Below are 25,854 nucleotides of genomic sequence, written 5' to 3'. Positions count from 1 at the left end.
CCGGGCTCCCGAGGGGGTTTCATGGAGATATACCCCCGGGCCAGTGGCCCGCACCACACCTCGACCCGAAGGCAGGAACCCACGATGGCCCTTCCCGGAGCACGCACCGTCCGCGCCGCCCGCGGCACCGACCTGACGGCCAAGAACTGGCAGAGCGAGGCAGCGCTGCGCATGCTGCACAACAACCTCGACCCCGAGGTGGCCGAGCGCCCGGACGACCTCGTCGTCTACGGCGGCACCGGCAAGGCCGCCCGCACGTGGGAGGCGTTCGACGCCATCAGCCGCACCCTCGAGACCCTCGACCCCGACGAGACGCTGCTGGTGCAGTCCGGCAAGCCCGTCGGCGTCTTCCGCACGCACGAGTGGGCGCCGCGCGTCCTGATCGCCAACTCCAACCTGGTCGGCGACTGGGCCAACTGGCCGGAGTTCCGCCGCCTCGAGGCCGAGGGCCTGATCATGTACGGCCAGATGACGGCCGGCTCCTGGATCTACATCGGCACCCAGGGCATCCTCCAGGGCACGTACGAGACGTTCCACGCGATCGCGAAGAAGCGCTTCGGCGGCTCGCTGGCCGGCACGCTCACGGTCACCGGCGGCTGCGGCGGGATGGGCGGCGCCCAGCCCCTGGCCGTCACGCTCAACGGCGGCGCCTGCCTGATCGTGGACGTCGACGAGACCCGCCTGCGCCGCCGCCTGGGCAAGCGCTACCTCGACGACGTCGAGACCGACCTCGACGAGGCCATCCGCAAGGTCCAGGCCGCCAAGGCCGAGCGCCGCGCCCTCTCCGTCGGCTACGTCGGCAACGCCGCCGAGGTCTTCCCCGAGCTGCTGCGCCGCCACGCCGCGGGGGAGCTGCACGTGGACATCGTCACCGACCAGACCAGCGCCCACGACCCGCTGTCCTACCTGCCGACCGAGTACACCGTCGAGAACTGGCACACCGAGGCCGAGGCCGACCCGGAGGGCTTCACGAAGAAGTCCCGCGAGTCCATGGCCGCCCAGGTCAAGGCCATGGTCGAGTTCCAGGACGCCGGCGCCGAGGTCTTCGACTACGGCAACTCGATCCGCGACGAGGCCCGCCACGCCGGCTACACCCGCGCGTTCGAGTTCCCCGGCTTCGTCCCCGCCTACATCCGCCCGCTGTTCTGCGAGGGCCTCGGCCCGTTCCGCTGGGTCGCCCTCTCCGGCGACCCGAAGGACATCGAGGTCACCGACCAGGCCATCAAGGAGCTGTTCCCGGAGAACGAGCACCTGCACCGCTGGATCGACGCGGCCCAGGAGCACGTCGAGTACGAGGGCCTGCCGGCCCGCATCTGCTGGCTCGGCTACGGGGAGCGCCACAAGGCGGCCCTGAAGTTCAACGAGCTCGTCCGGGACGGCAAGGTCTCCGCGCCGATCGTCATCGGCCGCGACCACCTGGACTCCGGCTCCGTCGCCAGCCCGTACCGCGAGACCGAGGGCATGAAGGACGGCTCCGACGCCATCGCCGACTGGCCGCTGCTCAACGCCCTGACCGCCGCCAGCTCCGGAGCCACCTGGGTGTCCATCCACCACGGCGGCGGCGTCGGCATCGGCCGCTCGATCCACACCGGCCAGGTCTCCGTCGCCGACGGCACCGACCTCGCCGCGCAGAAGCTGGAGCGCCTCCTCACCAACGACCCGGGCATGGGCGTCATCCGCCACGCCGACGCCGGCTACGAGCGGGCCCTCGAGGTCGCCGACGAGCGCGGCGTGCGGATCCCGATGCGCGAGAACTCCCGCGCCGGAGCCTCCGCCTAGCCAGCCCCCAGTCCGGGCGCCGGGCCGGACACCGGCCCGGCGCCCCCACCAACCCCGAAAGGCATCCCATGACCGCCACCACCGCCACCGGGACCGTCGTCCTCGGGCAGTCCGGCACGACGGCCGAGGACGTCGTCGCCGTCGCCCGCCACGGCGCCCACGTGACCCTCGACCCCGCCGCCCGCGAGCACGTCGCCCGCGTCCGCGCGGCCGTCGACGAGATGGCCGCCTCCGACACCCCCGTCTACGGCGTCTCCACCGGGTTCGGCGCGCTCGCCACCCGCCACATCCCGCAGGAGCAGCGCACCCAGCTGCAGAAGTCCCTCATCCGCTCGCACGCGGCCGGCATGGGGCCGGCCGTCGAGCGCGAGGTCGTGCGCGCCCTGATGTTCCTGCGCGCCAAGACCCTGGCCACCGGCCGCACGGGCGTGCGCCCCGTCGTCCTCGAGACCATGATCGCCCTGCTCAACGCCGGCATCACCCCCGTCGTCCGCGAGTTCGGCTCCCTCGGCTGCTCCGGCGACCTCGCGCCCCTGTCCCACTGCGCGCTCGTGCTCATGGGCGAGGGCGAGGCCACCGGCCCCGACGGCGTCGAGCGGCCGACGGCGGAGCTCCTCGCCGAGGCCGGCATCGAGCCGGTGACCCTCGTGGAGAAGGAGGGCCTGGCGCTGGTCAACGGCACCGAGGGCATGCTCGGCATGCTGCTCATGGCCTTGGCCGACCTGCGCGACCTCGCCGACGTCGCCGACGTCACCGGCGCCATGTCCGTCGAGGCCCTGCTCGGCACGGACCAGGTCTTCCGGCCGGAGCTCCACGAGCCGCTGCGCCCGCACCCGGGCCAGGCCACCAGCGCCGCCCGCATGCTCGGCGCCCTGGACGGCTCCCCGGTCGTGGCGTCGCACCGCGAGGGCGACACCCGCGTCCAGGACGCGTACTCGCTGCGCTGCTCCCCGCAGGTCACCGGCGCGCTGCGCGACACGATCGACCACGCCGCCACCGTCGCCACCCGCGAGCTCGCCGCCGCGATCGACAACCCCGTGGTCCTGCCGGACGGGCGCATCAGCTCCAACGGCAACTTCCACGGCGCCCCCGTCGCCTACGTGCTGGACTTCCTGGCCATCGCCGCCGCGGACACCGGCTCCCTGGCCGAGCGGCGCACCGACCGGATGCTCGACCCGGCCCGCTCGCACGGGCTGCCGGCGTTCCTCGCCGACGACCCGGGCGTCGACTCCGGCCTGATGATCGCCCAATACACGCAGGCCGGCCTGGTCTCCGACATGAAGCGCCTGGCCGTGCCCGCCAGCGTCGATTCCATCCCGAGCTCGGCCATGCAGGAGGACCACGTGTCCATGGGCTGGCACGCCGCCCGCAAGCTGCGCCAGGCCGTGCTGAACCTGCGCCGCATCCTCGCCGTCGAGCTCGTCGCCGCGGCGCGCGCCCTCGACATGCGCGCCCCGCTGGAGCCCGGGCGGGTCTCCGCCGCGGTGCTCGGGGTCCTGCGCGAGCGCGTGCCCGGCCCCGGGACGGACCGCTTCCTCTCCCCGGAGCTGCGCGATGCCGAGGAGCTGCTCGCCGAGGGCGCGATCCAGCGCGCCGCCGAGGCCGCGATGGCCCGCTAGCTGTACTACCCCGCGAGGTTGGTGACGCCGGCGGGGGTTCGGCTGACCGGAGGCCGGCCTCCGAGTGCGGTGTGAGGTCGAGTGTAGTTGTAGCGGTCTAGGAAGCCTTGGAGGGCTGCGACGCGTTCGGCGTTGCTGGTCCAGGCCTGTTGGCGGGCCCACTCGCGGGCGAGGGTGCGTTGGTAGCGCTCGACCTTGCCGTTGGTCTGCGGGCGGTAGGGGCGGGTCCACTTGTGCCGGGTGCGGGATTTGGCCAGGGCGGTGTTGAACAGCCAGGAGCGGTAGCAGGATCCGTTGTCGGTCAGGACCCTGCGGATGCGCTTGATGCCGTGGTTGCGGAAGAACTTCACCGCCCGTTCCCAGAACGCGGCGGCGGTGGCGCCCTTCTCGTCGGGCAGTTCCTCGGTGTAGGCCAGTCGGGAGTGGTCATCCACCGCCGAATGCAGGTAGACGTACCCGGCGCGGGCCCCGGCGTTCTTGGCCCGGCTGGTGGACTTGTGCTGGGCCGAGCCCCGGCCGTGGATGGCCCAGCCGCCGCCGTCGGGGATGCGCCCGATCTTCTTGATGTCGACGTGGACCATGTCCCCGGGCCGGTCCCACTCGTAGCGGCGGACCGGTTCGCGCAGGTCCTCCCCGTCCACGTCGATGTCGCGCAGCCGCGCGATCCCGTGCCGGTCCAGGATCCGGTGGATCGTCGAGGCGGGCACGTGCAGGCCCTCCTCGGCGAGCTTGCCCACCAGCTGCACGGGCCCGACCTTGTGTTTCCGGCGCAGCTGGCACACCCGTGCCTCGAGGTCGGGGGCGGTCTGGTTCGGTCTGGACCCGGGCCGGGAGGACCGGTCCTGCAGCCCGGCCTCGCCCTCGTCCTGCCAGCGCGCGTACCAGCGCCCCAGCGTCTGGCGGGCGATGCCCGCCTCGGAGGCCACATGGCAGATCGGCCGGCCCGCGTCGACGCGCTCGCACAGGCGACGACGGCCTTCCGGAGTAAGCGGGGCGTTACGGTGGGACACGAGAGCCTTTCCTTCCGTTGGTGTTGCCTCTACATCCACCGACTCAGGAAAGGCTCTCGTCGTTCAACCACCCACGCCGCGCGTCACCAACGTTCCTAGGCAGTACAGCTAGCGCCCGGCAGTCCGGCCGCCGCCCCGTCCACGCGGGGCGGCGCCCGGCGCCCCGCCGCCGCGAACGGCAACGGCCGCCGCACCCCCCAGGGGGCGGCGGCCGTTGCCGTGGTGCGGGCTACGCGCCGGACGCGCGGTGTTCGGCGACCACGGTGTGGATCAGCCGGGCCGCGGCCCGTGCCGTGCGGGCATCGACGTCGAGGGACGGGTTCAGCTCCACGACGTCGGCCAGGGCCAGCTTGCCGGAGGCGGTGGCCTGGCGGACGACGTCGTGCACCACCTCGAACGGCACGCCGTACCCGGCCGGTGCGCTGACGCCCGGCGCCACGGCGGCCGGCAGCACGTCCAGGTCCACGGTCAGGTAGAGCACGTCGACCGAGTCGATGAAGCCCCGCACGAAGTCCCTGACCCGCTCGAGCTGGAGCAGGCCCGCCTCGTCGTCGCGCAGGTGGCGCACGCCCAGCCGCTCGGCGGTGTCGAAGAGGACGCGCGTGTTGTTGGCCGGGCTGATCCCGACGACGGCGTAGTCGAACCCGCGCCCGGCGGCCTCCTCGTCCCGGGCGATCTGCAGGAAGGGGGTGCCGGAGCTGGCGACCTCCTCGTCGCGCAGGTCGAAGTGCGCGTCCAGGTTCAGGATGCCCAGCCGCGGGGCGGCGCCGCCGCGGGCGCGCAGCAGCGCGGAGCCGGCGAGGCCGAGGTAGGAGGCGTAGGCGGTCTCGTGGCCGCCACCGAGGACGACGGCGAGGGCGCCGCCATCGAGCACCTCCGCGACCCGCTCGCCGAGGCGCGCCTGCCCCGCCTCCAGTTCCCTGCCGGACACGGTGGTGTCGCCGGCGTCCAGCAGGGGGCCTGCCGCGTCCGGGAACGCCAGCGGGGCCAGGGCGGAGCGCAGGGCGTCGGGGCCGGCGGCCGCGCCGGTGCGGCCCCGGTTGCGGCGGACGCCCTCGTCGGAGGCGAAGCCGAGCAGGACCGCGGGCCGGGCGCCGGTGTCCGCCGCCGGGGAGTCCGCGGCGGGGCCCCAGGGCCGGACTGCGGTGTGCCAGCGCAGGTGCTCGGGGCCGGGACCGTCGTCGCGGCCGGACCAGGCGGCGGACAGCGCGCCGGGGGTCCCGGGGCGCGGGGAATCGAGGGACTGTTCCGTCATGGTCCCAGCACACCGCGCATCGGCCGCGCGATCCAGCCGGGTGCGGCCGGTACTGTCCGGGATTCCGGACGCGGACGGGGACGGTGATGGCGAACGGTGCGGGACGCGGTGCGTCATGTGACGGCGCATGACTGCATCGCGCACGTCATCGACTGCGGTACAGGCGTCATGTGACGGCGCGCAACGGAAGTCTGCGGCGCATGAAGCCGGTGCTGGCCGGGCCGTTCCGGCCGCCGATACAACGGATGGGACAGCCGACCGGCCCCCGCCGGCGGACGCGCAATCCAGGAGAAGCACCGTGAAAAACCGCCAGCCGGCGTACCCCAGACCACCATTGAGCCCCGTGAGCGGCAGCCGACGGCGCGGTGCCGCGACCGCGGCAGCCGCTCTCGCCGCCGTCCTGGCGCTCACCGCCTGCTCCGACAGCGCAGAAGCGGGGAGCGGTGCCCCTGCGGGCGAGCCGGTCCGCGGCGGGACCCTGGTCTACGCAACGGGCGACAACGAGCCCCCCTGCCTCGACCCCATCGTCACCGGCAACGTGCCCCAGGCGCTGGTGTCCACGCAGTACCTGGAACCGCTGTTCTTCCAGAACCAGCAGGGCGGGATCGAACCGTGGCTCGCCGAGTCGTGGGAGTGGTCCGCGGACCGGCTGTCCCTGGACGTCACCGTCCGCGACGACGTCCACTTCACCGACGGCCAGCAACTCAACGCGGAGACCATTACCGCGAACGTCGAGTACATCAACGACCCCGACACGCTCTCCAGCACCGCGCGTCTGGCGATCGAGAAGATCGAGTCCGTCGAGATCGTCGACGAGTTCACCGCCCGGATCCACCTCTCGGCGCCCGACAACGCGCTGCTGGAGCACTTCGCCCAGGTGTGGGTTCCCATCCAGTCGCAGAAGGCCCTCGCCCGCGGAGCCGAAGAGAACTGCCTGTCGCCCGTGGGAACGGGTCCCTTCACCGTCGCGGGATGGGAGAAGCAGCGACAGATCACCCTGGTCCGCAACGACGAATACCACACGCCCGCCCCGACGGCCGGCCACACCGGCCCCGCGTACCTTGACCGGATCGTGTGGCGGTTCCTGCCGGACCACGCCGCCCGGTTCGCGGCGCTGCAGTCCGGGGAGGTCGACGTCATCGACGTGATCCAGCCCCAGGACGCCGTCGCGGCCAACTCCGACCCGGCGTTGGACACCCTGATCGGCTCCCGTCCGGGGCACGTCGTCAACCTCGCGCTCAACACCAGGCGGGCCCCCTTCGACGATGTCCGGGTCCGCGAGGCGTTCGTCCGCGCCGTGGACATCGACGCGGCCCTCAAGAGCATCTTCCTCGGCACCGTCGAGCGCTCGAACTCGATGCTGAGCAGCATCACCCAGTACAACCTGCAGGAGCCGGAGGTCTTCGCGACGGACCCCACGGAGGCGAACCGCCTGCTGGACCAGGCCGGCTGGACGGGGCGCGACGAAGCGGGCTACCGGACGAAGGACGGGAGGCGGCTCAGCGCGACCGTGCTCCAATCGGACGCGGTCCTGGTGCCGGTCCCCGTCCTGGAGCAGTTCCAGGCCACGCTCAAGGAGATCGGCTTCGAGCTCCTGATCAGTCAGGAGGAGCCGAGCACGTTCACGGAGAAGCGCAACGCCTGGCAGTACGACGCGGTGCCGCTGTACTACACGAAGAATTCGCCGGCCGTCCTGAACCTGACCCACGACTCCTCGCAGAGCGAGTCCCTGATCAAGGGCGGCTACCACTCCAACGCCAACGGACTCGACGGACCGGTCGCCCGCAGGATCGATGCGGCCCTCCGCCGCGCCGCGGCCACGGGCGACACCGCCGAACGCGGCCGCCTCTACACCGAAGCGCAGCACCTCATCGACTCGCAGTACGTCAACCTGCCCATCTTCGACCAACAGACCCGGCTCGGGTTCCGCTCCGACGTCGAAGGAGTCCGGCTCCTCTCCCCGCTCGGCATGCCCACCTTCTACGACACCTGGTTGGATCGCCCATGACCACGACACCAGCACCCGCTCCGACCGTCCCCGCCACGGACCCGTCCATCCGCCGGTTCCTCGCCCCCGTGGCCCGCCGGCTGGCCGGTTCCGGCTTCGTCGTCTGGGCCGTCGCGACCCTCGCGTTCTTCGCCCTGCGACTGGTCCCCGGAGATCCCGTGGACGCCCTCCTGGGTGGCCCCGGAAGCAACGCCACCGAGGAAATGCGCGAACAGGCCCGCGCCGAGAACGGCCTCGACCGCCCCCTCGGCGTGCAATACCTCGCCTACCTCGGCCGGCTCGTGCAGGGAGACCTCGGCACCTCGTACCAGCTGCGGCAGCCGGTGGCCACCGTCCTCGCCGAGCAGTTGGGCAATACGCTCCTGCTCGCCGTCCTGGCCCTGGCCGCCGCCTGGGGCATCGCCCTGGCCCTCGCCCTGTGGGCCGCCCGCGGCGGCAGGACGGCCGCCGCCGTCGGCAACCTGCTCGAGATCGTGTCCGCGGCCGTGCCCCACTTCTGGCTCGGCACGCTGGCGATCCTGTTGTTCAGCGTCTCGCTCCAGTGGCTGCCGGCCACGAGCGGGGCGCCCGGGGCCGCGAGCCTGGTCCTGCCCGTCCTGACGCTCGCCGTCCCGCTGGGAGGGTTCCTCGGCCAAGTCATGCGCAGCTCCATGCGGGACGCCATGGACTCGCCGTTTGCCCTCTCCGCCCGTGCACGGGGCGAGTCGGAGAGCGGAGTCAGCCTTCGGCACGCCGTCCGTCACGCCGCCCTGCCAGCCATCGGGCTGTCCGGGTGGGCGGTCGGTTCACTCATCAGCGGCGCCGTCGTTGTCGAAACCGTCTTCGCGCGGCCCGGGATCGGCAGGACGCTGCTCCAGGCGGTCGTCGTCCGCGACGTGCCGGTCGTCCTCGGCGTCGTCGTGCTTGTCGCCGTCATCTACGTGGTCGTCACCCTGCTCAGCGACATCGCTGACCGCCTCGCCGACCCGCGGCTGGTGGACGCATGAGCGCCGCGCCCCCGCCAACCCAGACCACCCCGGAGGCCACCATGACCCAGACCCTCGCCCCCCAATCGGCGGCCGAAGCGCCGACCCGGCAGCCCGCCGCCCGCCGGCCGTCCATGCGCCGCGTCAGGGCATCCGTCGCCATCCCCGCCGCCGCGCTCGCCCTGCTCGTCGTTGCCGCCGTCGCCCCCGGCGTCTTCGCGCCGGGCGACCCGCTCGCCATGGAACCGGCCCGGGCGTTCGCGCCCCCGTCGTGGGCCCACTGGTTCGGCACCGACGAATCGGGCCGCGACGTGTTCACCCGCGTCGTCCACGGGGCGCGCGACTCCCTGGTGATCGGCCTGCTCGCCACGGCCATCGGCCTGGGCGTCGCCGTCGTCCTCGGCGGGATCGCCGGCCTCGGGACCCGGGCGGTCGACTTCGGCGTCTCACGCTTCCTCGAGGTCCTGTTCGCTTTCCCCGGGCTCCTCCTGGCCCTGCTCGTCATCACCATCCTCGGCCCCGGGGTCGTCACCACGACCCTGGCGGTGGGACTCTCTACGGCCCCCGGCTACGCGCGGCTGATCAGGACCCAGGTCCTGTCCGTGCGCCGGTCCGGGTACGTGGAGGCCTCCGTCGTGCAGGGCCGGTCCCGGTGGTTCATCATCCGCCGCCATGTCCTCCCCAACGTCGCAGCCCCGCTGTTCGTCCTGGCCACCTTGGGCATCGGGCAGGCCATCGTGTGGGCGTCGGCGTTGAGCTTCCTCGGCCTCGGGACCACCCCGCCGGCCCCTGAATGGGGATCCATGCTCGCGGCCGGGCGCACCTACCTCGGCATCGCCTGGTGGCTCACGTTCTTCCCGGGCCTGCTGATCGTCGTCAGTGCGGCCGCCACTACCGTCCTCGGACACGCCATCCAGCACACCCTCAAGGAGCAGCCATGACCACCGCCCAAGCACCCGCCGTGCGGGTGAGGAACCTGCGCGTGGCCTTCGGCACGGGTTCCACCGCCGTCCCCACCGTGCATGGGGTGGACTTCGAGATCGAGCCCGGCCGCTGCCTGGCCCTCGTCGGCGAGTCCGGGTCGGGGAAGTCCGTCACCGCCCGGTCGCTGATCGGACTCACCGGCCCGGGAGCGCGCGTCGAAGCCGACGCGCTCGAACTGGCCGGGCGGGACCAGCGGGCCAACTCCGAGCGCGATTGGCGGCGCGTCCGCGGCGAGCAGGTCGGCTATGTCCTGCAGGACGCGCTCGTGTCCCTCGATCCGCTCCGGAGGATCGGCCGCGAGATCGACGACGCCCTGCGCTTGCACACGCGCCGGCCGGCGGCCGAGCGGCGCGAGGGTGTCTTGGGCCTGCTGGCCGACGTCGGGATCCCTGAGCCCGAGCAGCGCATCAACCAGCTCTCCGGCGAGCTTTCCGGCGGCCTGCGCCAGCGGGCCCTCATCGCCTCGGCGATCGCCCTGGACCCGCCGCTGCTCGTGGCCGACGAGCCGACGACGGCGCTGGACGCCACCGTCCAGCAGCAGATCCTCGAACTGATCGGCGGGTTCAAGGAGCGGGGGACTGCGGTCCTGCTCATCAGCCACGACCTGGCCGTGGTCGCCCAGATGGCCGACGACATCGCCGTCATGCGGCAGGGCCGGATCGTCGAGGCGGGGCCGGCGGCGGAGGTCCTCTCCAACCCGTCGCACGAGTACACGCGCCGGCTCCTCCGCGCGGTCCCCACGGACCGGCCGCGCGGCACCCGGCTGTCCGACGGCCAGGTGTCCCTTTCCGAGCGCCAGCACGCCCTGGTCGCGCGGCGCCGCGAAACGGCGGGCCCGGCGGCCGACGGGCCGGTCCTCGTCGGCAACGGGCTGCGGAAGACGTTCCGCAACCCCGACGGCACCCGGCGAACCGCGGTCTCCGACGTGTCCTTCGCGCTCTCCCGCGGCACGACCCTCGGCATTGTGGGGGAGTCCGGTTCCGGCAAGAGCACCGTCGCCCGCATGGCCCTCGGCCTCGCCACGCCCGACGCCGGCCAGGTCCGCTTCCTCGGACGCGACTGGAGCGGGCTCGCCGAAAAGGACCGGCGCCCGGACCGCCACCGGATTGCCGCCGTCTACCAGGACCCGCTCGGGTCGTTCGACCCCCAGTGGAGCGTCGGCGCGATCCTGGAGGACGCGCTTCTGGACACGGGGCGCCTCTCGCGCCGCGACCGGCGTTCCGAGGTCGGCCAGCTGCTGGAGGCGGTCGGCCTCGTGCCCGCCATCGCGGACCGGAACCCGCAGCGACTGTCGGGGGGCCAGCGCCAACGCGTGGCCATCGCCAGGGCGCTCGCCTCCGGCCCGGACGTCATCGTCTGCGACGAGCCGGTGTCCGCCCTGGACGTTTCCGTCCAGGCCCAGGTCCTCGACCTGCTCGACGAGCTCCAGCGCGAGTTCGGACTCAGCTACCTCTTCATCTCGCACGACCTCGGCGTCGTCCGGCACGTCAGCGACGAGATCCTCGTGATGCAGTCCGGACGGGTCGTCGAAGCCGGCCGGGCCGAGGAAGTCTTCGCGCATCCCGCTGAGGACTACACGAGGGAACTGCTGGCGGCCGCCCCGCGGCTAGCGGTGCCAGGAGCCGCACGGTGACGGCCGCCGCCGTCGTCCCCGCCCAGGCGGGACCGGGGGAGCGCCTGCGGGCGCTCCGCGCCCAGTTCGCCCCGACGCTGGAGGGGATCGCCGCGGGCGCCCCGGCCCGGGAGGCCGCCGGAACGCCCGACCACGGCGCGGTACGGCGCCTGGCCGACGCAGGACTGACCGCGATCCGCCTGCCCGAGGAGGACGGCGGGTCCGGGGCCAGCCTCGAGGAGACGCTGCTCCTGCTGGCCGACCTCGGGGAGGCCGACCCGAACCTCGTCCAGGCCCTGCGCTCGCACTTCGCCACCGTCGAAGGGCTTGTCTCCTCGCCGGATCCCGAATACCGGGCCCTGTGGCTCCCCCGCGTCGCGGCGGGCGAACTGTTCGGCAACGCCACCACCGAGAAGGGAAACCAGCAGGGCCGCAACGCGACCGTCCTGGAACGGCGCGACGGGGAACTCGTCCTGAACGGGACGAAGTACTACAGCACGGGAAGCCTCTACGCCGACTGGATCAGCGTCCACGCCGACCTGCCCGGGGGCGGCAGCGTCCGCGCCGTGGTCCACCGGGACGACGACGGCGTACAGCTCCTCGACGACTGGGACGGATTCGGGCAGCGACTGACGGCCTCCGGGACGAGCAGGTTCACGGACGTCGCCGTCGACCCCGCCCACGTCACCCCGTACCGGGGGGCGGTGCGCGGAACGGTCACGGCGTACGTCCAAGCCGTCCTCCTCGCCGCACTGGTCGGCATCGCCCGGGCCAGCCTTCGTGATGCGACGGCCTTCGTCCGTGGCCGGGAACGCGCCTTCTCACACGGCGTCGGGGACGTTCCCGCCCGGGATCCGCTGGTCCAGGAGGTGGTCGGGCGCATCAGCAGCACCGTCTTCGCCGTGGAGGCGGCCTTCGGGCGCATCGCCCGGGCCATCGACGAGGCGGCCCGGGCGCACGCCGTCGGGGGCTTCGGCGACGGGGCGGTCGAGGAACTGGACACGCTGGTCGCCGAGGCGCAGCTGTTCATCGCGGAGGCCACCCTCGACGTCGCCAACCGGCTCTTCGAGGTCGGCGGGGCCTCCGCCACCTCCGAGTCGCTCCGTCTGGACCGGCACTGGCGCAACGCGCGCGTCCTGGCCCAGCACAACCCCCTCGCCTACCGGGCGCGGGCCGTCGGCCAGCAGCGCCTGACCGGCGACCACCACACGACCCCCGTCTACGTCGGGGCCAGCGGAAAGGACCCTCGCCCATGAGCCGCCCCCTGCACTTCAACGCGTTCCTCATGAACACGGCCAGCCACATCCACCACGGCCAGTGGCGCCACCCCGACGCCCGGCAGGACGAGTTCAACAGGCTCGGCCTCTGGACGGAGCTGGCCCGCACGCTCGAGGACGGGCTGTTCGACGCCATGTTCTTCGCCGACGTCACCGGCCTCTACGGGCCGGCCGGCGGCGACTACGCGGCGAACGCGGCCGAGGGCCTGCAGATCCCGTCGAACGACCCGGCCATCCTGCTCGGCGCGCTCGCCGCGACGACGCGCCGCATCGGGCTCGCCTACACGTCCAACGTCATGCAGAACCACCCGTTCAACTTCGCGCGGCAGGCCTCCACGCTGGACCACCTCTCGAACGGCCGCGTCGCGTGGAACATCGTCACCTCGACCCAGGAGAACGCGGCCCGCAACTTCGGGCTCGACGCCCTCGTGGAGCATGACGCCCGCTACGACTGGGCCGACGAGTACCTCGACGTCGTCTACAAGCTGTGGGAGGGGTCCTGGGACGAGGACGCGGTGCTCGTGGACCGGGCCGGCGGGCGGTTCTCCGACCCGTCCCGGATCCACAAGATCCACCACGCCGGCCCGCGGTACCGCGTCGAGGGCCCGCACCTGCCCGCGCCGTCGCCCCAGCGCACGCCCCTGCTCTTCCAGGCCGGCGGGTCCGACCGGGGGATCCGGTTCGCCGCCCGGCACGCGGAGGCCGTGTTCATCGGCCCGCCCACGCCCCAGGTGGCGCACCGGCACACGGAGCGCACGCGGGAGCTCGCCGTGGCCAACGGCCGCGCCGCCGGGGACGTGAAGTTCTTCCAGGGGCTCACGTTCATCGTCGGGTCCACCCACGCGGAGGTCGACCGGCGCCGCGCGGAGCACGAGGCCTACGCCTCCGCCGTCGGCTACCTCACCCACGCCTCGATTGGCACGCTGCCCGACGGGACCCAGCTGCCGCCGGAGACCGAACTGCGCGCGATCGAGAACAACGGCGGGCGCGGGTTCGTGGACTGGCTGCGCGCGGCCCACCCGGACCGCGAGCCGACGCTGGCCGACCTCGCCCGCGAGCGCACCCGCCGCGGCATCGTCGCGGGGACCCCGGACGGGATCGCGGACCGGCTCGAGGAGTGGCGCGCGGCCGGCGTCGACGGCATCAACGTCATGAACTGGCGGCTGCCGGACACGTACACGGAGTTCGTCGAGCGCATCGCGCCCACGCTGCGCCGCCGCGGCCTCGCCCAGTCCGAGTACGGGGACGGGACGCTGCGCGGGCGGCTCTTCGGCCGCGACCGGCTCCCGGACACGCACCCGGCCGCCGCCTACCGCGGCGCGTTCGGGGAGCCCCGGCGGCGCGACGCGGCCGCCGGCGCGCGCTAGGGGGACGACGGCGGCGCGCCCCGCCGTCGTCCCCTCCCGGAAGGGTTGGGCCGTCCGCGCGTCGCGTGGCATGGTGGCCGCGTCAACCCGGACCACCGACCGAAGGGAGTTGCGCCATGGCCGACCTGACCGGACGCAAGGTGCTCGCCGTCGTCTCCAACCGCGGCGTCGAGCAGGACGAGTTGAAGGTCCCGATGGAGCGGCTCCGGGCGGCGGGGGCCTCGGTGGTCGTCGCCGCGCCCGAGCCGGGGACCATCAAGACGCTGCTCCACGACTGGGACCCCGGCGAGGAGATCCAGGTCGACAAGGCCCTGCCGGACGTCTCGGACGGGGACTACGACCTGCTGCTGGTTCCCGGCGGGACGCTCAACGCGGACAAGCTGCGCCTGGACCCGGACGCGACCGGCATCGTGCGGTCCTTCGCCCAGTCCGGGCGCCCGATCGCCGCGATCTGCCACGGGCCGTGGGTCCTCATCGAGGCCGAGCACGTGCGGGACAAGACCATGACCTCCTACATCTCCGTCAAGACCGACGCCATGAACGCCGGCGCCAACTGGACGGACGAGGCCGTGGTGCGCGGGACCGAGCACGGCTGGACGCTGATCACCTCCCGCAACCCGCGCGACCTCGACCCGTTCTGCGCCGCGATCGAGGAGGAGCTGGCCGCGATGGCCTAGCCCGGCTCCCCGCAGCTACTCCGCCCAGGCGTTGCCCTTGATGACCTCCACGAAGTCGCCGCGCTGGAAGCCGGGCACGAAGTGCTCGAGGACGTCGGCCTTGACGTTGCCGAACGTCGTCTCGGGGCGGTCCTTGATGCCGTCGGTGAAGGCGGCCAGGATCCTGTTCTTGAAGTCCGGGCGGGGGTGCGCCTCGACGACGGCCCGCCGCTCCTCGTCGGAGACGGCGTCGTAGCCGAGGCCCAGGACGTCCAGCTCCACGCCGCGTGTCACGAGCGCGACCTCGGGCTCCATGTGCAGCGGGATCTCCGGGGTCGTGTGCAGGGCGATCGCATTCCAGACCCGGCCGGCCGCCTCGCCCGTGACGCCGTGGGACCCGAGGAACCGGCGGGCCTCGTCCGCGCCGTCGATCTCGAAGCGCTGGTCCGTCCGGCGGAACCGCTCGGTGAGCCCGAGGTCGTGGAACATGGCCCCGACGTAGAGGAGCTCGGGATCGAACTCCAGGCCCTGCTCGCGCCCGCGCAGCGCACCGAAGACGAACACGCGGCGGGAGTGGTCGAAGATCAGCGGCGACGCCGCGTCGCGCACCAGCTCGGTCGCCTCGCGCGCCAGGGCGCTGTCGGGGATGGTCACGCCGGCAATGGTCTCGGCCATGGGGGGGTCCTTTCGTCGTGGGGGCTGCCCGCCGGGGACGCCGGAAGGGGGCAGCGTCCCTCCATCCTCGCCCCGTCGGCTACGGTGGCGCCATGTCTTTCCGGACCGCCCAGCCACAGATCCAGACACCCCACCGCGTGGCCCTGGTGGTCTTCGACGGCGTGACCATGCTGGACGTCAGCGGCCCCGGCGAGGTCCTGCACCAGGCCGGCGCGGACGGCCACCCGTACTCCACGGTCCTCGTCTCGCCCCGAGGGGGAACCGTCACGGTGTCCTCGGGGATGGCGCTGGCCGGGACGGTGACCGCCGCCGAGGCCGGCCCCGTCGACACCGTCGTCGTCGCCGGCGCCCCGAGGCTGGCCGATGCGGACTTCGCGGACGGGCTGCTGCCCCTGGTGGAGTCGCTCGCGGCGGGCGCGGCCAGGGTCGCCTCCGTCTGCACCGGCGCCTTCGCGCTCGCCGAGCTCGGGCTGCTCGACGGGCGGCGGGCGACCACGCACTGGCGCCACGCCCGGGCCCTGGCCCGCCTGCACCCGCGCGTCCGGGTCGATCCGGACGTGATCCAGGTCAGCGACGGGCGCTACGTGACCTCGGCGGGCATCACCGCCGGCATCGACCTCGCCCTGGCCCTCGTGGAGGAGGACTACGGCCCGGACGCCGCCCGGCGCGTCGCCCGCGAACTCGTGGTCTACCTGCAGCGTCCGGGTGGCCAGTCCCAGTACTCCGGATCCCTGGCGGGACGGCCCGCCGCCGGCAGCCTCCTGCGCCCGGCCACCGACGCGGTCCTGGCCGACCCCGCGGGGGACCACGGCTTGGCCGGGATGGCCGCCGCGGCCGCCGTCAGCCCGCGGCACCTGACCCGGCTGTTCCAGGCCGAACTGGGCACGACGCCGGGCCGGTGGGTCGAACGCGTGCGCCTCGACGTGGCGCAGCGGCTCATCCTCGACGGCCAGGGCGTCACGGCCGTCGCGCGGCGCAGCGGCTTCGGCAGCGACGAGTCCCTCCGCCGCGCCTTCGCCCGCCACCTCGGCAGCACGCCGACGGACTACCGCCGGAGGTTCGCGACGACGGCGGCCCCGCCGTCGTCCCCCTACTCGTCGTCGGGCGTCAGCAGCCGCCGGCGCGCCGAGAGCAGGTCGACGCCGGGGTAGTAGGCGACCAGCCGCTCGGCCGCGTCCAGGACGTCGACGGCGTGGGCGCGGTCCGCGGAGACCAGCCCCACGGCCAGTCCCGCCCGCCGGTGCAGGTCGTGGTGCCCGGTCTCGGCGACGGAGACGTCGAACCGCTTGCGCAGCTCCGCGAGCACCGGCCGGACGACCGCGCGCTTCTCCTTGAGGGAGTGCACGTCGCCGAGCAGCAGGTCGAACTCGATCCACCCGAACCACATCCCCCCAGCATGGCGGGCGCCATCCGCCGGGCCAACCCCTGCGGTGGAACGCCGCTCGCCGCACTCGATAGGCTTATGGCATGGTCCTTCGTAACCGGCGCGCGGCCGCCCTTCCCGCCAAACTCTCCCGCTCGTGGCTCCTCGTGAACGCGCTGCACAAGGACCAGTACCCGGCGGCCCTGGCGTCCGAGGCCGACTCGGTCATCTTCGACATGGAGGCCGCCGTCCCGGACGAGCAGAAGGAGACGGCCCGGGACTACGTCGTCGAGGCCCTCAACTCCGGCATGACGGCCTGGGTGCGCGTCAACGGGATCGAGACCGAGTACTGGGCCGATGACCTGGCCGCCCTGTCCAAGACCAAGGGCCTGCGCGGCGTCATGCTGGCCATGACGGAGAAGCCCGAGCAGGTCACGCACACCGCCATGCGCCTGCAGGCCGGCACGCCGGTGCTGGCGCTGATCGAATCCGCGCTGGGGATCGAGAACGCCACCGCCATCGCCTCGGCCCCCGGCACCTTCCGCCTGGCCTTCGGGACCAACGACTTCCGCAAGGACACCGGTGTCTCGGAGGAACCGATGGCGCTCGCGTACGCGCGCGGCAAGCTCGTCGTCGCCTCCCGCGTCGGGCAGCTGCCCGGCCCCATCGACGGGCCGGCCGGCGCCACGGCGCAGGGACCGGAGGTCCTGGCCAGCTGCGAGACCACCCAGTCGATGGGCATGACCGGCAAGCTCTGCCTCAACGTCTCCCAGGTCGAGGACGTCAACCGCGGCCTGTCGCCGAGCGAGGACGAGCTCAAGTGGGCGCACGAGCTGCTGGACGCCCACGCCTCCGGCGCCGCCGTGGGCGACGGGTCCTACCTGCCGCGCCTCGCCCGCGCCAAGAAGATCGCGGACCTCGCGGACTCGTACGGCCTCTGGAACGCCTGACCCGCGGGCAGCGAATCCGCCAGCGCGAGGCGCCCCGTCCGGGACGAGAGAACCCGCCGCGGCCGAGACACCCCGATACTCCGGGGCTTCTCGACCGCGGCGGGTCTTTTCGTGGCTGGCGACCTGCCTACGCGCGGATCCACTCCTCGATCGGCTGGCCGCCGTCGCGGAAGTTCAGCGTCTTGCCGATCGACTCCGGGGCGTCGAGGGCCGCGACGATCGCCTGAGCGACGTTGTCGCGCGACGTGTCGCTCGGCTCGCCGCGCCCGCCGGTCACCGGCTCCACGCGGCCGGTCGGCTCGTCGAGAGTGAGCTTGCCCGGCCCGAGGACGGTCCAGTCCAGGGATGAGCCGCGCAGCGCGTTGTCGGCGGCGATCTTGGCGTCCATGTAGGGGCGGAACGGGTCGTCCTCCGGGACCAGGTGCTTCTCGTCGGCGGTCGCGAAGGAGACCATGACGTAGCGCTTCACGCCGGCGCGCTCGGCGGCCTCCATCGAGCGGATCGCGGCGTCGCGGTCGACGGCGAAGGTCCGCTGCGGGTTGCCGCCGCCGGCGCCGGCGGACCAGACGACCGCGTCGTGCCCGCTCAGGGCCTCCGCCAGCATCTCGACGTCCGCCGTCTCGACGTCGAGGACGAGCGGGGTCGCTCCCGCGGCCTCCACGTCCGCGGCGTGGTCCGGGTTGCGGACGATGGCGTCCACCCGGTGGCCTCGGTCCGTCAGTAGGCGGGACGCGCGCAGGGCCACCTTGCCGTGGCCTCCGATGATGGCGATGTCCATGGTGCTTCCTCTCGGGGTCGGGGTTTATGGGCTGGGTTCCGCGGGCGGCCGTCCGCGTCCCGGCAGGGGGCCGCGCGCCGCCGTCGTCGCCTACCGGGTGCGGCGGCGGCTGGCGATCGCCTCCGCCGTGCCGACCAGCAGCACGGCGGCGATCACCGCGACGACGAAGCCGAGCACGTTCAGCTCGAAGATCCCGCCGGTGCCCAGCAGGTTCGCGACCAGCCCACCGATCACTGAGCCGGCCAGGCCGAGCAGCAGCGTCGCGAGCAGGCCGAGGTTCTGCCGGCCGGGCTTGATGAGGCGGGCGAGGGCGCCGATGACGAGGCCGGCGACGATGAATCCAATCATGGGTGTCTCCTGATGTGGGTGTCGGGCGGGGACGACGGCGGCGCCGCCGCGACCGGACGCCTAGCCGGTGACGAGGATTCCGTCTTCGTCGCTCCAGAGGGTGGCGCCGGGGCGGAAGACCACGCCCCCGAAATCGACCGGGACGTCGACCTCGCCCGCCGAGTCCTTGGCGGACTTGCGGGGGTTCGAGCCGAGCGCCTTGACGCCCAGGTCCAGACCGGCGAGGGCCACCCGGTCGCGGACGGCGCCGTTGATGACGACGCCGGCCCACCCGTTGGCGACGCCGGCCGCGGCGATCAGGTCCCCCATCAGGGCCGACTCGAGCGAGCCGCCGCCGTCGACCACCAGCACCGCGCCCCCTCCCGGCGAGTTCAGGAGGGACTTCACGAGCCCGTTGTCGCGGTGGCAGCGCACGGTGCGCACCGGCCCGGTGAAGCGGGCACGGCCGCCGAGGTTCGCCAACTGGAGCGACACCGACTGCAGGGACTCGTCGGCGTCGAACAGGTCGCAGGTCGTGAACGTGGTCGTCTCGGTCATGGTCCCCACCCTAGCGGCGGGGCAACACGCGACCAGAGGCGCGGGTCACACGGGGGTGGCCGCCGGTGGCCACCGACGCCCGCCATGGCGGCGCCCCGGCATTGCCGCGCGTGCGGCGCGCGGCCACACTGGGACGCGGAGGTGCCCATGGGCCTGTACGCCGACCACGTCCTTCCCCGGCTGATCCACCGGGCTTGCCGGCTGCCCGTGTTCGCGCCGTGGCGCGAGAGCCTCTGCCGCGGCCTGTCAGGCCGTGTCTTGGAGATCGGCTTCGGCTCCGGGACGAACCTGCCGTTCTACCCGGACGCCGTCCGCGAGGTCCTGGCCGTCGAGCCGAACGCCGTCGCGCGGGGCATCGCGAGCCGCCACGGCGGGCGGCCGGCGGTCGAGTACGCGGGGCCGGACGCCCAGTCGCTGGCCCTGCCCGACGCGTCCGTGGACCACGCCGTGAGCTCGTTCGCCCTCTGCACCATCCCCGACGCGGCGGCCGCCCTGGCGGAACTGCGTCGCGTCGTCGCCCCAGGCGGCACGCTGCGCTTCCTCGAGCACGGGCTGGCCCCGGAGCCGCGCGTGCGGAGGTGGCAACGCCGGCTCGAACCGCTGCAGCGGCGCCTGGCCGGAGGCTGTCACCTGACCCGCGAACCCCTGGTCCTGGCCGTGGCCGGCGGGTGGGAAGTCGTCGACGCCACGCAGGAGTACCTCGGCGAGGGACCCAAGTTCGAGGGGTACCTGACCCTCGCCGTCGTCCGCCGTCCCCGATGATGCGTGGCTACGGCCCCGCGAGAAGTGCGGCGACCTCGTCCGCGGTGGGGTAGGCGCCCTGCGTGCCGCGCCGCGTCGTGGACAGCGCCGCGGCCGCGGAGGCGAACCGCGCGGCGACGCGGAGGCCATCGCCCGCGGCCAGCCGAGCCGCGAGGCCGCCCAGGAACGCGTCGCCGGCCCCCGTCGTGTCGAGAGCCCGGACGGGGACCGGCGGCACGGGAGCGGCTCCGCCGCCGTCGGCCTCCAGGACGACCGCGCCCGCGGCACCCAGCGTCACGACAGCCCGCCGCGCGCCGCGCTCGGCGAACCCGGCCTGGACCGCCGCCCAGTCGTCGCCGGGGGAGTGGGGCACCGCGGTGCCGCCGAGGAACGCCGCGGCCTCGGTCCGGTTGACGAGCAGGACGTCCACGAGGTCGACCAGCCCGGGCGGCAGCGGCGCGAAGGGCGACGGGTTCAGGACGATGGCCGCCCCCGCGTCCCGGCCGGCCCGGGCGGCGGCCTCCACGACGTCGAGAGCCACCTCGAGGCACAGGCAGACGGCGGCGGCCCCGTCGAACGCGTCGGCCGCGGCGGCGACGTCGGCCGGGGCGAGCGCCGCGTTCGCGCCCGGGGTGACCACGATCGTGTTCTCGCCCGAGGCGTCGACGGTGATGACCGCGACGCCGGTCGGTTCGCCGGGCACGCGCCGCACGCGCGCAACGTCGACGCCGGCGTCCGCGGTGGAGCCCCGCAGCAGCGCCCCGTGCGGGTCGTCGCCGACCGCACCGACCAGCGCCACGGTGGCACCCAGCCGCGCCGCCGCGACGGCCTGGTTGGCCCCCTTGCCGCCGGGCGAGACCGCGAAGCCGCTCCCGCGCACCGTCTCGCCCGCCGCCGGGAACCGCTCGCAGGAGACGGCGAGGTCGGCGTTGAGGGAGCCGACGACGACGATCCGGCCCACGAAACGCGCCCCCGTCAGGCGCCGGTGGGCGCCGTGAACTCGTTGCGCTGGACGCCGAGGCCCTCGATCTCGGTCTCCAGCACGTCGCCGGGCCGCAGCCACGGGTGCCGGCCCTCCTCGTTGCGCCGGCCCAGGGCCACACCCGCGGGGGTCCCCGTGAGGATGAGGTCGCCGGGGCGCAGGGTGACCATCGTGGACAGGTAGGAGACGAGGGCGGCGGGCGGGAAGACGAGGTCGTTCGTGGAGTCCGACTGCACCGTCTCGCCGTTGACGCGGGTGGCGATGCGGGCGCCGTCGGCGAACTCGTCCGGCGTCACCAGGTACGGGCCGACGGGCGTCGCGGCCTCCCAGCACTTGCCCTGCGTCCACTCCGGGGTCCGGCCCTGCCAGCCGCGCATCGACACGTCGTTGGAGACGGCGAAGCCCGCGATGGCCTGGTCCGCGCGCTCCTCGGGGATGCGGCGGCCGCCGTCGCCGACGACGATCGCCAGCTCGCCCTCCCAGTCGATCCGGTGCTCCTCGGCCGGGATCTCAATGGCGTCGTTGGCGCCGCACAGGGAGTCCGCGAACTTCGTGAACACCGTCGGGTACTTCGGCACCTCGTTCCCGGTCTCGAGGATGTGGTTGCGGTAGTTCAGGCCGATGCAGAAGACCTTCGACGGGTTCACGACCAGGGGCGCGAAGTCGGCCTCTTCGACGGGGATGCCCGTCGAGCCGGACGCGGACGCGACCGCCGCGTCGCGGGCCCGCTTCTCCAGGGCGAGGAACGCGCCGACGTCGGCCACACCGGACAGCTCGGTGGCGGTCGCGCCGTCGACGAGCGCGGCGAAGGTCTCTCCGGGGGCGCCCGGGCGGCGCAGGGTCGCGAGTCTCATGGGGACATCCCACCACAAGGGACTCGCGGCGCGTGGAGTGTTGCGCTCAAGCGTCCGCAGGTGGTGCCCCTTCCTCTGGCGTTGAGGTGTCGGTGTGGAAGTAGGTGTTGAGCAGGGGCGTTCGGGTGGGGTCGATGTAGGCGGGTGGGATCCAATGGGGGCGGCCTTTGATCATGCGGATCTGCCAGTCTCCTTCCTCGGCGAGGTGGTGGTGCCAGGGACAGCAGAGGCAGCCGCGCTGGACGTCGGTCTCGCCGCCGCCGGACCAGGGATCGAGGTGGTGGGCCTCGGTCATGCTGGCCGGGACCATACAGCCGGGGGCGGTGCAGCCGCGGTCGCGGGCATAGAGCATGCGCTGTTGCTTCTCGGTGAAGAGGCGTTGGCTGCGGCCGACGTTGAGCAGTTCCCCGGCCCCGCCGAGGACGACGGGGATGATCCCGGCGTTGCACGCGAGCCGGCGGATGGTGCGGGGGTTGACCGGACCTTGGTACATGGATTCGGACTGGCCGGTGGTGCCGGGGGCCAGCTCCCCGCGCAGCGTGTTGTAGTCGATGGTGACCATCACCTGCGGGCGCATGCCGCCGGTGTCGGGCACGGCGCCGGTGGCCAGGCTTTGCCGCACGGCGTGGATCAGCGCGTCCAGGCGCACCTGGGCCTTCGTCGGTCCGGACCCCGGAACGGTTCCACCCCCGGGCAGGGCGCCGGGCGGGTCCGCGCCGAACAGCGCGGAGGTGTCGGGCGAGGCGCCCGGCGGACTGCCGCCAAACCACGCGGGGGTCTCCGGCGCGGCGCCGGGCGGGCTGTCGCCGAACAGCGCGGACGTGCCGGGGCGGGCTGCCTGCGCACTGGCCGCCGGTGCCTCCGCGTCGGAAGCGCCGGTCTCGGGGCCGGCCCCGGATGCGGTTCCGACCGGGAACCCACCGGCGAGCGGCTCTTCGTCGTCAACGTCGCGGCCGGGCACATCATCGCCGTCCTCGGTGCCGTCGGGGGCGTTGTCCGCGGGGCCTGGGGCTGGTCCGCCGGGGGCCGGAGTGTGCGGGGTGCCGTTGGCCCAGTCGGACTTGGGGTTCGTGGCCGCGTTGACGAGGGTCTGCAGGGCCTCGTGCTGGGGCTCGTCGACGACGAGCAGGTACTCGTGTAGTCCGAACTTGCGTCCCTTGTAGGTCAGGCCCTGCATCACGTGGCGGACCCCGTCGGTGGGCTCGGGCCCGTCCTGGTCCAGCAGGGTGTGCCAGCGCTCGACGCAGGTCCGCACCGTGTCCCGGTCCCCGGCCACGGCGAGCCCGGTCAGTTGCTCCTCCATGGTCTCCAGGACCGCTGCCCCTTCCGGGCGCTGCCGGGCCACGGGAGCGGCCTTCTCCAGGCCGTCGGCGACCATCAATCGCCGGGCCTGTCAAGACTTTTGTGTAAGGGCTGGGGTTCATAGGTAGGGCTCGATTCGCTCTGGATAGGCGAGTGCGAGCTGGCCGAGTGCCTGCTTCCAGTTCGTCGTGACTTGTCCTTCGACGAGCCGGCAGTCGGTCTTGTTGGATCCTCCTCCTTGGGGTGTACCGTGCTTCTCCCGTTCGCGTGCCCGTTTGTCCTCGATGTTGCAGATCGCCAGCCACAGGAGCTTGACGGCCGCCTCGTCGCTGGGGAAGTGCCCGCGGTTCTTGATCACCTTGCGCAGCTGGTAGTTCAGGGACTCGATCGAGTTCGTCGTATAGAGCACGCGGCGAAGCATCGGGGGAAAGGCCAGGAACGGGACGAAGCGCTCCCAGTTCCGCTCGAAGACGGCGATGGTGTTCGGGTTGGACTTTCCCAGTGGCGAGGCGGCGAAATCCTCAAGCGCGGCTCGGGCTGCCGTTTCGTTGGCCGCTTGGTACACCGGCTTCAGGGCGGCAACCACGGGCTTGCGCTTGTCGTAGGCCACGAACCTGGTTGAGGCCCGGATGAGGTGGACGACGCAGGTCTGGATCATCGTGTTCGGCCACGTCGCCTCCACGGCCTCGGGCAGGCCCACGAGGCCGTCGCAGCAGACGAAGAGCACGTCCTTGACCCCGCGGTTGGCCAGTTCGGCGCAGACCCCGGCCCAGAACTTCGCGCCTTCGCTGGCCTGGACCCAGATGCCCAGGACGTGTTTGATGCCCTCCATGTCCACGCCCACCGCGATGTGCGCGGACCGGTTGGCCACGTGCGCGCCGCTACGGATCTTCACCACCAGGGCGTCCAGGTACACCACCGGGTAGAAGGCCTCCAGCGGCCGCTGCTGCCAGGCCATGACCTCCTCGAGGATCTCGTCGGTGATCTTCGAGATCGTCTCCCGCGACAAATCGGTGCCGATCGTCGTGGCGAGGTGGTGCTGGATGTCCCGGACGGTCATGCCGCCGGCATAGAGCGAGATGATGATCTCGTCCAGTCCACCGAGCCGACGCTGGCCCTTGGGCACCAGGCGGGGGCTGAAGGTCCCCTCCCGGTCCCGGGGCACGTCCAGGTCCACTGGTCCCGCCTCGGTGGCCAGGCGCTTCGCCGACGTCCCGTTACGCGAGTTGCGGAAGTTCGCAGCATCCGCGGCTCCCTTCTCGTAGCCGAGGTGCTCATCCAGCTCCACCTTGAGCCCGCGCTCCAGCGCCGCCTTCACCAGTGCCGGCAGCAAGCCGCCTTCACCCGTCAATCTCGCCTCGCCCGAATCAATCCGATCGAACAGGGCGTCCAAGGCCCCGGAAGCCTCCAACTCGCTTGCCAGGTCCGCCGTCGAGCGCCGTTGCGCCTCGTCCTCGGTCATGGTCATGATCGTTCTCCTTCCGAGTCGATCAGTCACCACTTACACAGAAGATCTGACACCCTCTCATCGCCCCGGCCAGCCCGACGCGTCCGGTGGCGAACGCGTCGGCCAGCCGTTCGTGCAGCGGCGGCAGGACCTCGCCGGTGAGCGTGGTGCGCGGCAGCAGCCGGGCCCCGGCCGCCAGCCGGCGGCGGGCCTCTGCCGCGCCGAGGTGCAGCTCGCGGCGCATGTAGTCCGCCGTGTCCTTGTACCGGGAGCGGCCGGCCGGGTTGCCCGGAGGCCGGCCCACGTCGGTCACCCTCGCCCGGTCCGCGGCCCCGGCCGCGGCCACCCGCAACCGGTCGAGCCCGTTCCCGGTCCGCTCGACCACGCCCAGCACCGCCGCCGCCTCCTCCGGGCCCAGATCCACGCCCGCAACCGCCTCCGACAGGCCGAGCAGCACCGCCCCCAGCTGCCCGATCCGCTCGATCAGCGCGGGCGCGGACAGGCCAGGGACGCCGGCGACGCCGCCGTCGTCCGGCCCCAACCCGCCAGCGTCCTGGCGCCGTTCCGCATCCAAGGGAGGCATGCCCCCAGCATCCCCCGCCAGCCCCGCCCCCGGGCCCGAACGCACCCGATGGTGGACGCCCACCCCAACAAACGCGCCTGTGGAGGGCCGGACGCGGAGCCGGACCAGCGCGCCCTGAACTCGGCGGCATGCTTGCGCCCGATGGAGGATCAGGACCAGGTGCTGTCAGCGAGGCCCTTGCCTGCTCCGCCTATGCCGGCCGGTTTTCCTTTGCCGCCTCCAGGCTCTCTTGCATCGCATCCGCGGTTTCCCGCAGAAAGCGGATTACGGTGTCCCGCTCGTCGCGGGAAAGGTGGGCGGCGGGCCCGAACCGGGCGGCGTGGTGCCGGCCCACCGACTCCCGCGCCGCGGCGCGCGTTTCCGCCAGGACCTCGACGCAGACCGCCCGGCGGTCGTTGGGGTGGGGTTGGCGGCGAATGTGTCCTCCCGTCTCCAGCCGGTCGAGGAGCTTTGTCGTCGACGCGGTGCTGATCGCCAGATGGCGGGCGAGCATGCCGGGCGTGCACAGTTCGCCCGTGTTGGCGCACACGATGAGGAAGTGCAGCGCGCGCATGTCCCGCTGGCCGAGGCGCATGTAGCGTTCGGACGCCTCCGAGATCCGGCGCTCGACGCCGCGCAGCCGACCCATGGCGGCCATGACCTGGTCGATCTGTCGGAGGTCTTCGTCCGCCAGTCCGCCGCGCTCGATCAGCTCGGAGCGGGGGTCGCTCCCCTCCAGGCTGTAGAGGGAGTCTCGGGGGTCGGTGGCCATGGGCGGCTTTC

General features: G+C 73.1%; 25 protein-coding genes. 12 read left to right on the top strand and 13 right to left on the bottom strand.

The features are described from left to right. Positions 1-84: 84 nt before the first annotated feature. Positions 85-1,779 (top strand): urocanate hydratase, encoded by a 1,695-nt coding sequence (gene hutU / locus AC1Q5D_RS10855; protein ID WP_481738612.1) that lies wholly within the window; start codon positions 85-87, stop codon positions 1,777-1,779. Between the two features lie 68 nt (positions 1,780-1,847). Further along, positions 1,848-3,398, top strand: a complete 1,551-nt coding sequence (gene hutH / locus AC1Q5D_RS10850) for a histidine ammonia-lyase (RefSeq protein ID WP_481738611.1) — start codon at positions 1,848-1,850, stop codon at positions 3,396-3,398. A 5-nt stretch (positions 3,399-3,403) separates the two neighbouring features. Here hutH and AC1Q5D_RS10845 read toward each other — a convergent pair whose 3' ends face one another. Beyond that, positions 3,404-4,408, bottom strand: coding sequence for an IS481 family transposase (locus tag AC1Q5D_RS10845; RefSeq protein ID WP_481738610.1), 1,005 nt, complete (start codon positions 4,406-4,408; stop codon positions 3,404-3,406). Between the two features lie 229 nt (positions 4,409-4,637). Next, positions 4,638-5,663 carry a formimidoylglutamase gene (gene hutG / locus AC1Q5D_RS10840; RefSeq protein ID WP_481738609.1) on the bottom strand — a complete coding sequence of 342 codons (1,026 nt, stop codon included), beginning with the start codon at positions 5,661-5,663 and terminating at the stop codon, positions 4,638-4,640. 343 nt (positions 5,664-6,006) lie between these two features. Between hutG and AC1Q5D_RS10835 the strand changes: the two genes are divergently transcribed. The 7 genes from AC1Q5D_RS10835 to AC1Q5D_RS10805 all read left to right on the top strand — a co-directional run bounded on the left by AC1Q5D_RS10835 (position 6,007) and on the right by AC1Q5D_RS10805 (position 14,553). Beyond that, positions 6,007-7,671 carry an ABC transporter substrate-binding protein gene (locus AC1Q5D_RS10835; RefSeq protein WP_481738608.1) on the top strand — a complete coding sequence of 555 codons (1,665 nt, stop codon included), beginning with the start codon at positions 6,007-6,009 and terminating at the stop codon, positions 7,669-7,671. Beyond that, positions 7,668-8,657, top strand: a complete 990-nt coding sequence (locus AC1Q5D_RS10830) for an ABC transporter permease (RefSeq protein ID WP_481738607.1) — start codon at positions 7,668-7,670, stop codon at positions 8,655-8,657. Before AC1Q5D_RS10835 ends, AC1Q5D_RS10830 begins: the two co-directional genes overlap by 4 nt. A 41-nt stretch (positions 8,658-8,698) precedes the next feature. Next, a complete protein-coding gene (locus AC1Q5D_RS10825; protein WP_481738695.1) occupies positions 8,699-9,577 on the top strand; it encodes an ABC transporter permease in 879 nt (292 codons plus the stop codon). Continuing rightward, on the top strand, positions 9,574-11,253 hold the full coding sequence (locus AC1Q5D_RS10820; RefSeq protein WP_481738606.1) for a dipeptide ABC transporter ATP-binding protein: 1,680 nt from the start codon (positions 9,574-9,576) through the stop codon (positions 11,251-11,253). The genes AC1Q5D_RS10825 and AC1Q5D_RS10820 overlap by 4 nt, the downstream gene beginning before the upstream one ends. Beyond that, on the top strand, positions 11,250-12,488 hold the full coding sequence (locus AC1Q5D_RS10815; protein ID WP_481738605.1) for an acyl-CoA dehydrogenase family protein: 1,239 nt from the start codon (positions 11,250-11,252) through the stop codon (positions 12,486-12,488). The genes AC1Q5D_RS10820 and AC1Q5D_RS10815 overlap by 4 nt, the downstream gene beginning before the upstream one ends. Then, positions 12,485-13,876 carry an NtaA/DmoA family FMN-dependent monooxygenase gene (locus AC1Q5D_RS10810; protein WP_481738604.1) on the top strand — a complete coding sequence of 464 codons (1,392 nt, stop codon included), beginning with the start codon at positions 12,485-12,487 and terminating at the stop codon, positions 13,874-13,876. Before AC1Q5D_RS10815 ends, AC1Q5D_RS10810 begins: the two co-directional genes overlap by 4 nt. 116 nt (positions 13,877-13,992) lie before the next feature. Beyond that, on the top strand, positions 13,993-14,553 hold the full coding sequence (locus AC1Q5D_RS10805) for a DJ-1/PfpI/YhbO family deglycase/protease (RefSeq protein WP_481738603.1): 561 nt from the start codon (positions 13,993-13,995) through the stop codon (positions 14,551-14,553). Positions 14,554-14,568: 15 nt separating this feature from the next. On the opposite strand, the gene AC1Q5D_RS10800 is transcribed toward AC1Q5D_RS10805, so the two are convergent. Continuing rightward, complete coding sequence (locus tag AC1Q5D_RS10800; protein WP_481738602.1) at positions 14,569-15,207, bottom strand: HD domain-containing protein; 639 nt, start codon at positions 15,205-15,207, stop codon at positions 14,569-14,571. A 92-nt stretch (positions 15,208-15,299) separates the two neighbouring features. Here AC1Q5D_RS10800 and AC1Q5D_RS10795 point away from each other — a divergent pair, with 92 nt between their 5' ends. Next, complete coding sequence (locus tag AC1Q5D_RS10795) at positions 15,300-16,358, top strand: GlxA family transcriptional regulator (protein WP_481738601.1); 1,059 nt, start codon at positions 15,300-15,302, stop codon at positions 16,356-16,358. Here AC1Q5D_RS10795 and AC1Q5D_RS10790 read toward each other — a convergent pair. After that, entirely contained in the window at positions 16,298-16,594 is a 297-nt protein-coding gene (locus tag AC1Q5D_RS10790; RefSeq protein WP_481738600.1) for a DUF503 domain-containing protein, read from the bottom strand. The two genes, AC1Q5D_RS10795 and AC1Q5D_RS10790, sit on opposite strands and share 61 nt — an antisense overlap. 80 nt (positions 16,595-16,674) lie before the next feature. Here AC1Q5D_RS10790 and AC1Q5D_RS10785 point away from each other — a divergent pair, with 80 nt between their 5' ends. Next, positions 16,675-17,520, top strand: a complete 846-nt coding sequence (locus AC1Q5D_RS10785) for an HpcH/HpaI aldolase/citrate lyase family protein (RefSeq protein ID WP_481738599.1) — start codon at positions 16,675-16,677, stop codon at positions 17,518-17,520. 127 nt (positions 17,521-17,647) lie between these two features. Here the strand turns inward: AC1Q5D_RS10785 and AC1Q5D_RS10780 are convergent, their stop codons facing one another. The 3 genes from AC1Q5D_RS10780 to rraA all read right to left on the bottom strand — a co-directional run bounded on the left by AC1Q5D_RS10780 (position 17,648) and on the right by rraA (position 19,183). Continuing rightward, positions 17,648-18,298, bottom strand: coding sequence for an SDR family oxidoreductase (locus tag AC1Q5D_RS10780; protein ID WP_481738598.1), 651 nt, complete (start codon positions 18,296-18,298; stop codon positions 17,648-17,650). A 90-nt stretch (positions 18,299-18,388) separates the two neighbouring features. Further along, entirely contained in the window at positions 18,389-18,646 is a 258-nt protein-coding gene (locus AC1Q5D_RS10775; protein ID WP_481738597.1) for a GlsB/YeaQ/YmgE family stress response membrane protein, read from the bottom strand. Positions 18,647-18,706: 60 nt separating this feature from the next. Beyond that, positions 18,707-19,183 (bottom strand): ribonuclease E activity regulator RraA, encoded by a 477-nt coding sequence (gene rraA / locus AC1Q5D_RS10770; RefSeq protein WP_481738596.1) that lies wholly within the window; start codon positions 19,181-19,183, stop codon positions 18,707-18,709. A gap of 147 nt (positions 19,184-19,330) precedes the next feature. Between rraA and AC1Q5D_RS10765 the strand changes: the two genes are divergently transcribed. After that, positions 19,331-19,945, top strand: a complete 615-nt coding sequence (locus AC1Q5D_RS10765) for a class I SAM-dependent methyltransferase (protein WP_481738595.1) — start codon at positions 19,331-19,333, stop codon at positions 19,943-19,945. A 7-nt stretch (positions 19,946-19,952) separates the two neighbouring features. On the opposite strand, the gene AC1Q5D_RS10760 is transcribed toward AC1Q5D_RS10765, so the two are convergent. From AC1Q5D_RS10760 to AC1Q5D_RS10735, 6 genes are all read right to left on the bottom strand, one after another. Then, a complete protein-coding gene (locus tag AC1Q5D_RS10760; protein ID WP_481738594.1) occupies positions 19,953-20,885 on the bottom strand; it encodes a ribokinase in 933 nt (310 codons plus the stop codon). Positions 20,886-20,899: 14 nt separating this feature from the next. Beyond that, entirely contained in the window at positions 20,900-21,760 is an 861-nt protein-coding gene (locus AC1Q5D_RS10755) for a fumarylacetoacetate hydrolase family protein (RefSeq protein ID WP_481738593.1), read from the bottom strand. A 46-nt stretch (positions 21,761-21,806) separates the two neighbouring features. Beyond that, positions 21,807-23,138, bottom strand: a complete 1,332-nt coding sequence (locus AC1Q5D_RS10750) for an HNH endonuclease signature motif containing protein (protein ID WP_481738592.1) — start codon at positions 23,136-23,138, stop codon at positions 21,807-21,809. A gap of 42 nt (positions 23,139-23,180) precedes the next feature. Beyond that, positions 23,181-24,530, bottom strand: coding sequence for an IS256 family transposase (locus AC1Q5D_RS10745; RefSeq protein WP_481738591.1), 1,350 nt, complete (start codon positions 24,528-24,530; stop codon positions 23,181-23,183). Positions 24,531-24,552: 22 nt separating this feature from the next. Continuing rightward, positions 24,553-25,092, bottom strand: a complete 540-nt coding sequence (locus AC1Q5D_RS10740; RefSeq protein WP_481738590.1) for a hypothetical protein — start codon at positions 25,090-25,092, stop codon at positions 24,553-24,555. 190 nt (positions 25,093-25,282) lie between these two features. Continuing rightward, the gene (locus AC1Q5D_RS10735) at positions 25,283-25,843 is read right to left on the bottom strand and encodes a MarR family winged helix-turn-helix transcriptional regulator (RefSeq protein ID WP_481738589.1); all 561 of its coding nucleotides are present in this window, start codon (positions 25,841-25,843) and stop codon (positions 25,283-25,285) included. Positions 25,844-25,854: the final 11 nt, after the last annotated feature.

This window comes from Arthrobacter paludis (assembly GCF_056782315.1).
The sequence above is the reverse complement of the archived record's forward strand: the minus strand, read 5'-3'. Positions and strand labels throughout refer to the sequence as shown.

Coding starts and splice junctions, on each gene's coding strand:
- AC1Q5D_RS10785 (WP_481738599.1), top strand. CDS start 16,675: ATGGTCCTTCGTAACCGGCGCGCGGCCGCCCTTCCCGCCAAACTCTCC.
- AC1Q5D_RS10800 (WP_481738602.1), bottom strand. CDS start 15,207: ATGGCCGAGACCATTGCCGGCGTGACCATCCCCGACAGCGCCCTGGCG.
- AC1Q5D_RS10780 (WP_481738598.1), bottom strand. CDS start 18,298: ATGGACATCGCCATCATCGGAGGCCACGGCAAGGTGGCCCTGCGCGCG.
- AC1Q5D_RS10745 (WP_481738591.1), bottom strand. CDS start 24,530: ATGACCATGACCGAGGACGAGGCGCAACGGCGCTCGACGGCGGACCTG.
- AC1Q5D_RS10755 (WP_481738593.1), bottom strand. CDS start 21,760: ATGAGACTCGCGACCCTGCGCCGCCCGGGCGCCCCCGGAGAGACCTTC.
- AC1Q5D_RS10775 (WP_481738597.1), bottom strand. CDS start 18,646: ATGATTGGATTCATCGTCGCCGGCCTCGTCATCGGCGCCCTCGCCCGC.
- AC1Q5D_RS10805 (WP_481738603.1), top strand. CDS start 13,993: ATGGCCGACCTGACCGGACGCAAGGTGCTCGCCGTCGTCTCCAACCGC.
- AC1Q5D_RS10735 (WP_481738589.1), bottom strand. CDS start 25,843: ATGGCCACCGACCCCCGAGACTCCCTCTACAGCCTGGAGGGGAGCGAC.
- hutU (WP_481738612.1), top strand. CDS start 85: ATGGCCCTTCCCGGAGCACGCACCGTCCGCGCCGCCCGCGGCACCGAC.
- AC1Q5D_RS10825 (WP_481738695.1), top strand. CDS start 8,699: ATGACCCAGACCCTCGCCCCCCAATCGGCGGCCGAAGCGCCGACCCGG.
- AC1Q5D_RS10750 (WP_481738592.1), bottom strand. CDS start 23,138: ATGGTCGCCGACGGCCTGGAGAAGGCCGCTCCCGTGGCCCGGCAGCGC.
- AC1Q5D_RS10740 (WP_481738590.1), bottom strand. CDS start 25,092: ATGCCTCCCTTGGATGCGGAACGGCGCCAGGACGCTGGCGGGTTGGGG.
- hutH (WP_481738611.1), top strand. CDS start 1,848: ATGACCGCCACCACCGCCACCGGGACCGTCGTCCTCGGGCAGTCCGGC.
- rraA (WP_481738596.1), bottom strand. CDS start 19,183: ATGACCGAGACGACCACGTTCACGACCTGCGACCTGTTCGACGCCGAC.
- hutG (WP_481738609.1), bottom strand. CDS start 5,663: ATGACGGAACAGTCCCTCGATTCCCCGCGCCCCGGGACCCCCGGCGCG.
- AC1Q5D_RS10830 (WP_481738607.1), top strand. CDS start 7,668: ATGACCACGACACCAGCACCCGCTCCGACCGTCCCCGCCACGGACCCG.
- AC1Q5D_RS10795 (WP_481738601.1), top strand. CDS start 15,300: ATGTCTTTCCGGACCGCCCAGCCACAGATCCAGACACCCCACCGCGTG.
- AC1Q5D_RS10810 (WP_481738604.1), top strand. CDS start 12,485: ATGAGCCGCCCCCTGCACTTCAACGCGTTCCTCATGAACACGGCCAGC.
- AC1Q5D_RS10820 (WP_481738606.1), top strand. CDS start 9,574: ATGACCACCGCCCAAGCACCCGCCGTGCGGGTGAGGAACCTGCGCGTG.
- AC1Q5D_RS10790 (WP_481738600.1), bottom strand. CDS start 16,594: ATGTGGTTCGGGTGGATCGAGTTCGACCTGCTGCTCGGCGACGTGCAC.
- AC1Q5D_RS10765 (WP_481738595.1), top strand. CDS start 19,331: ATGGGCCTGTACGCCGACCACGTCCTTCCCCGGCTGATCCACCGGGCT.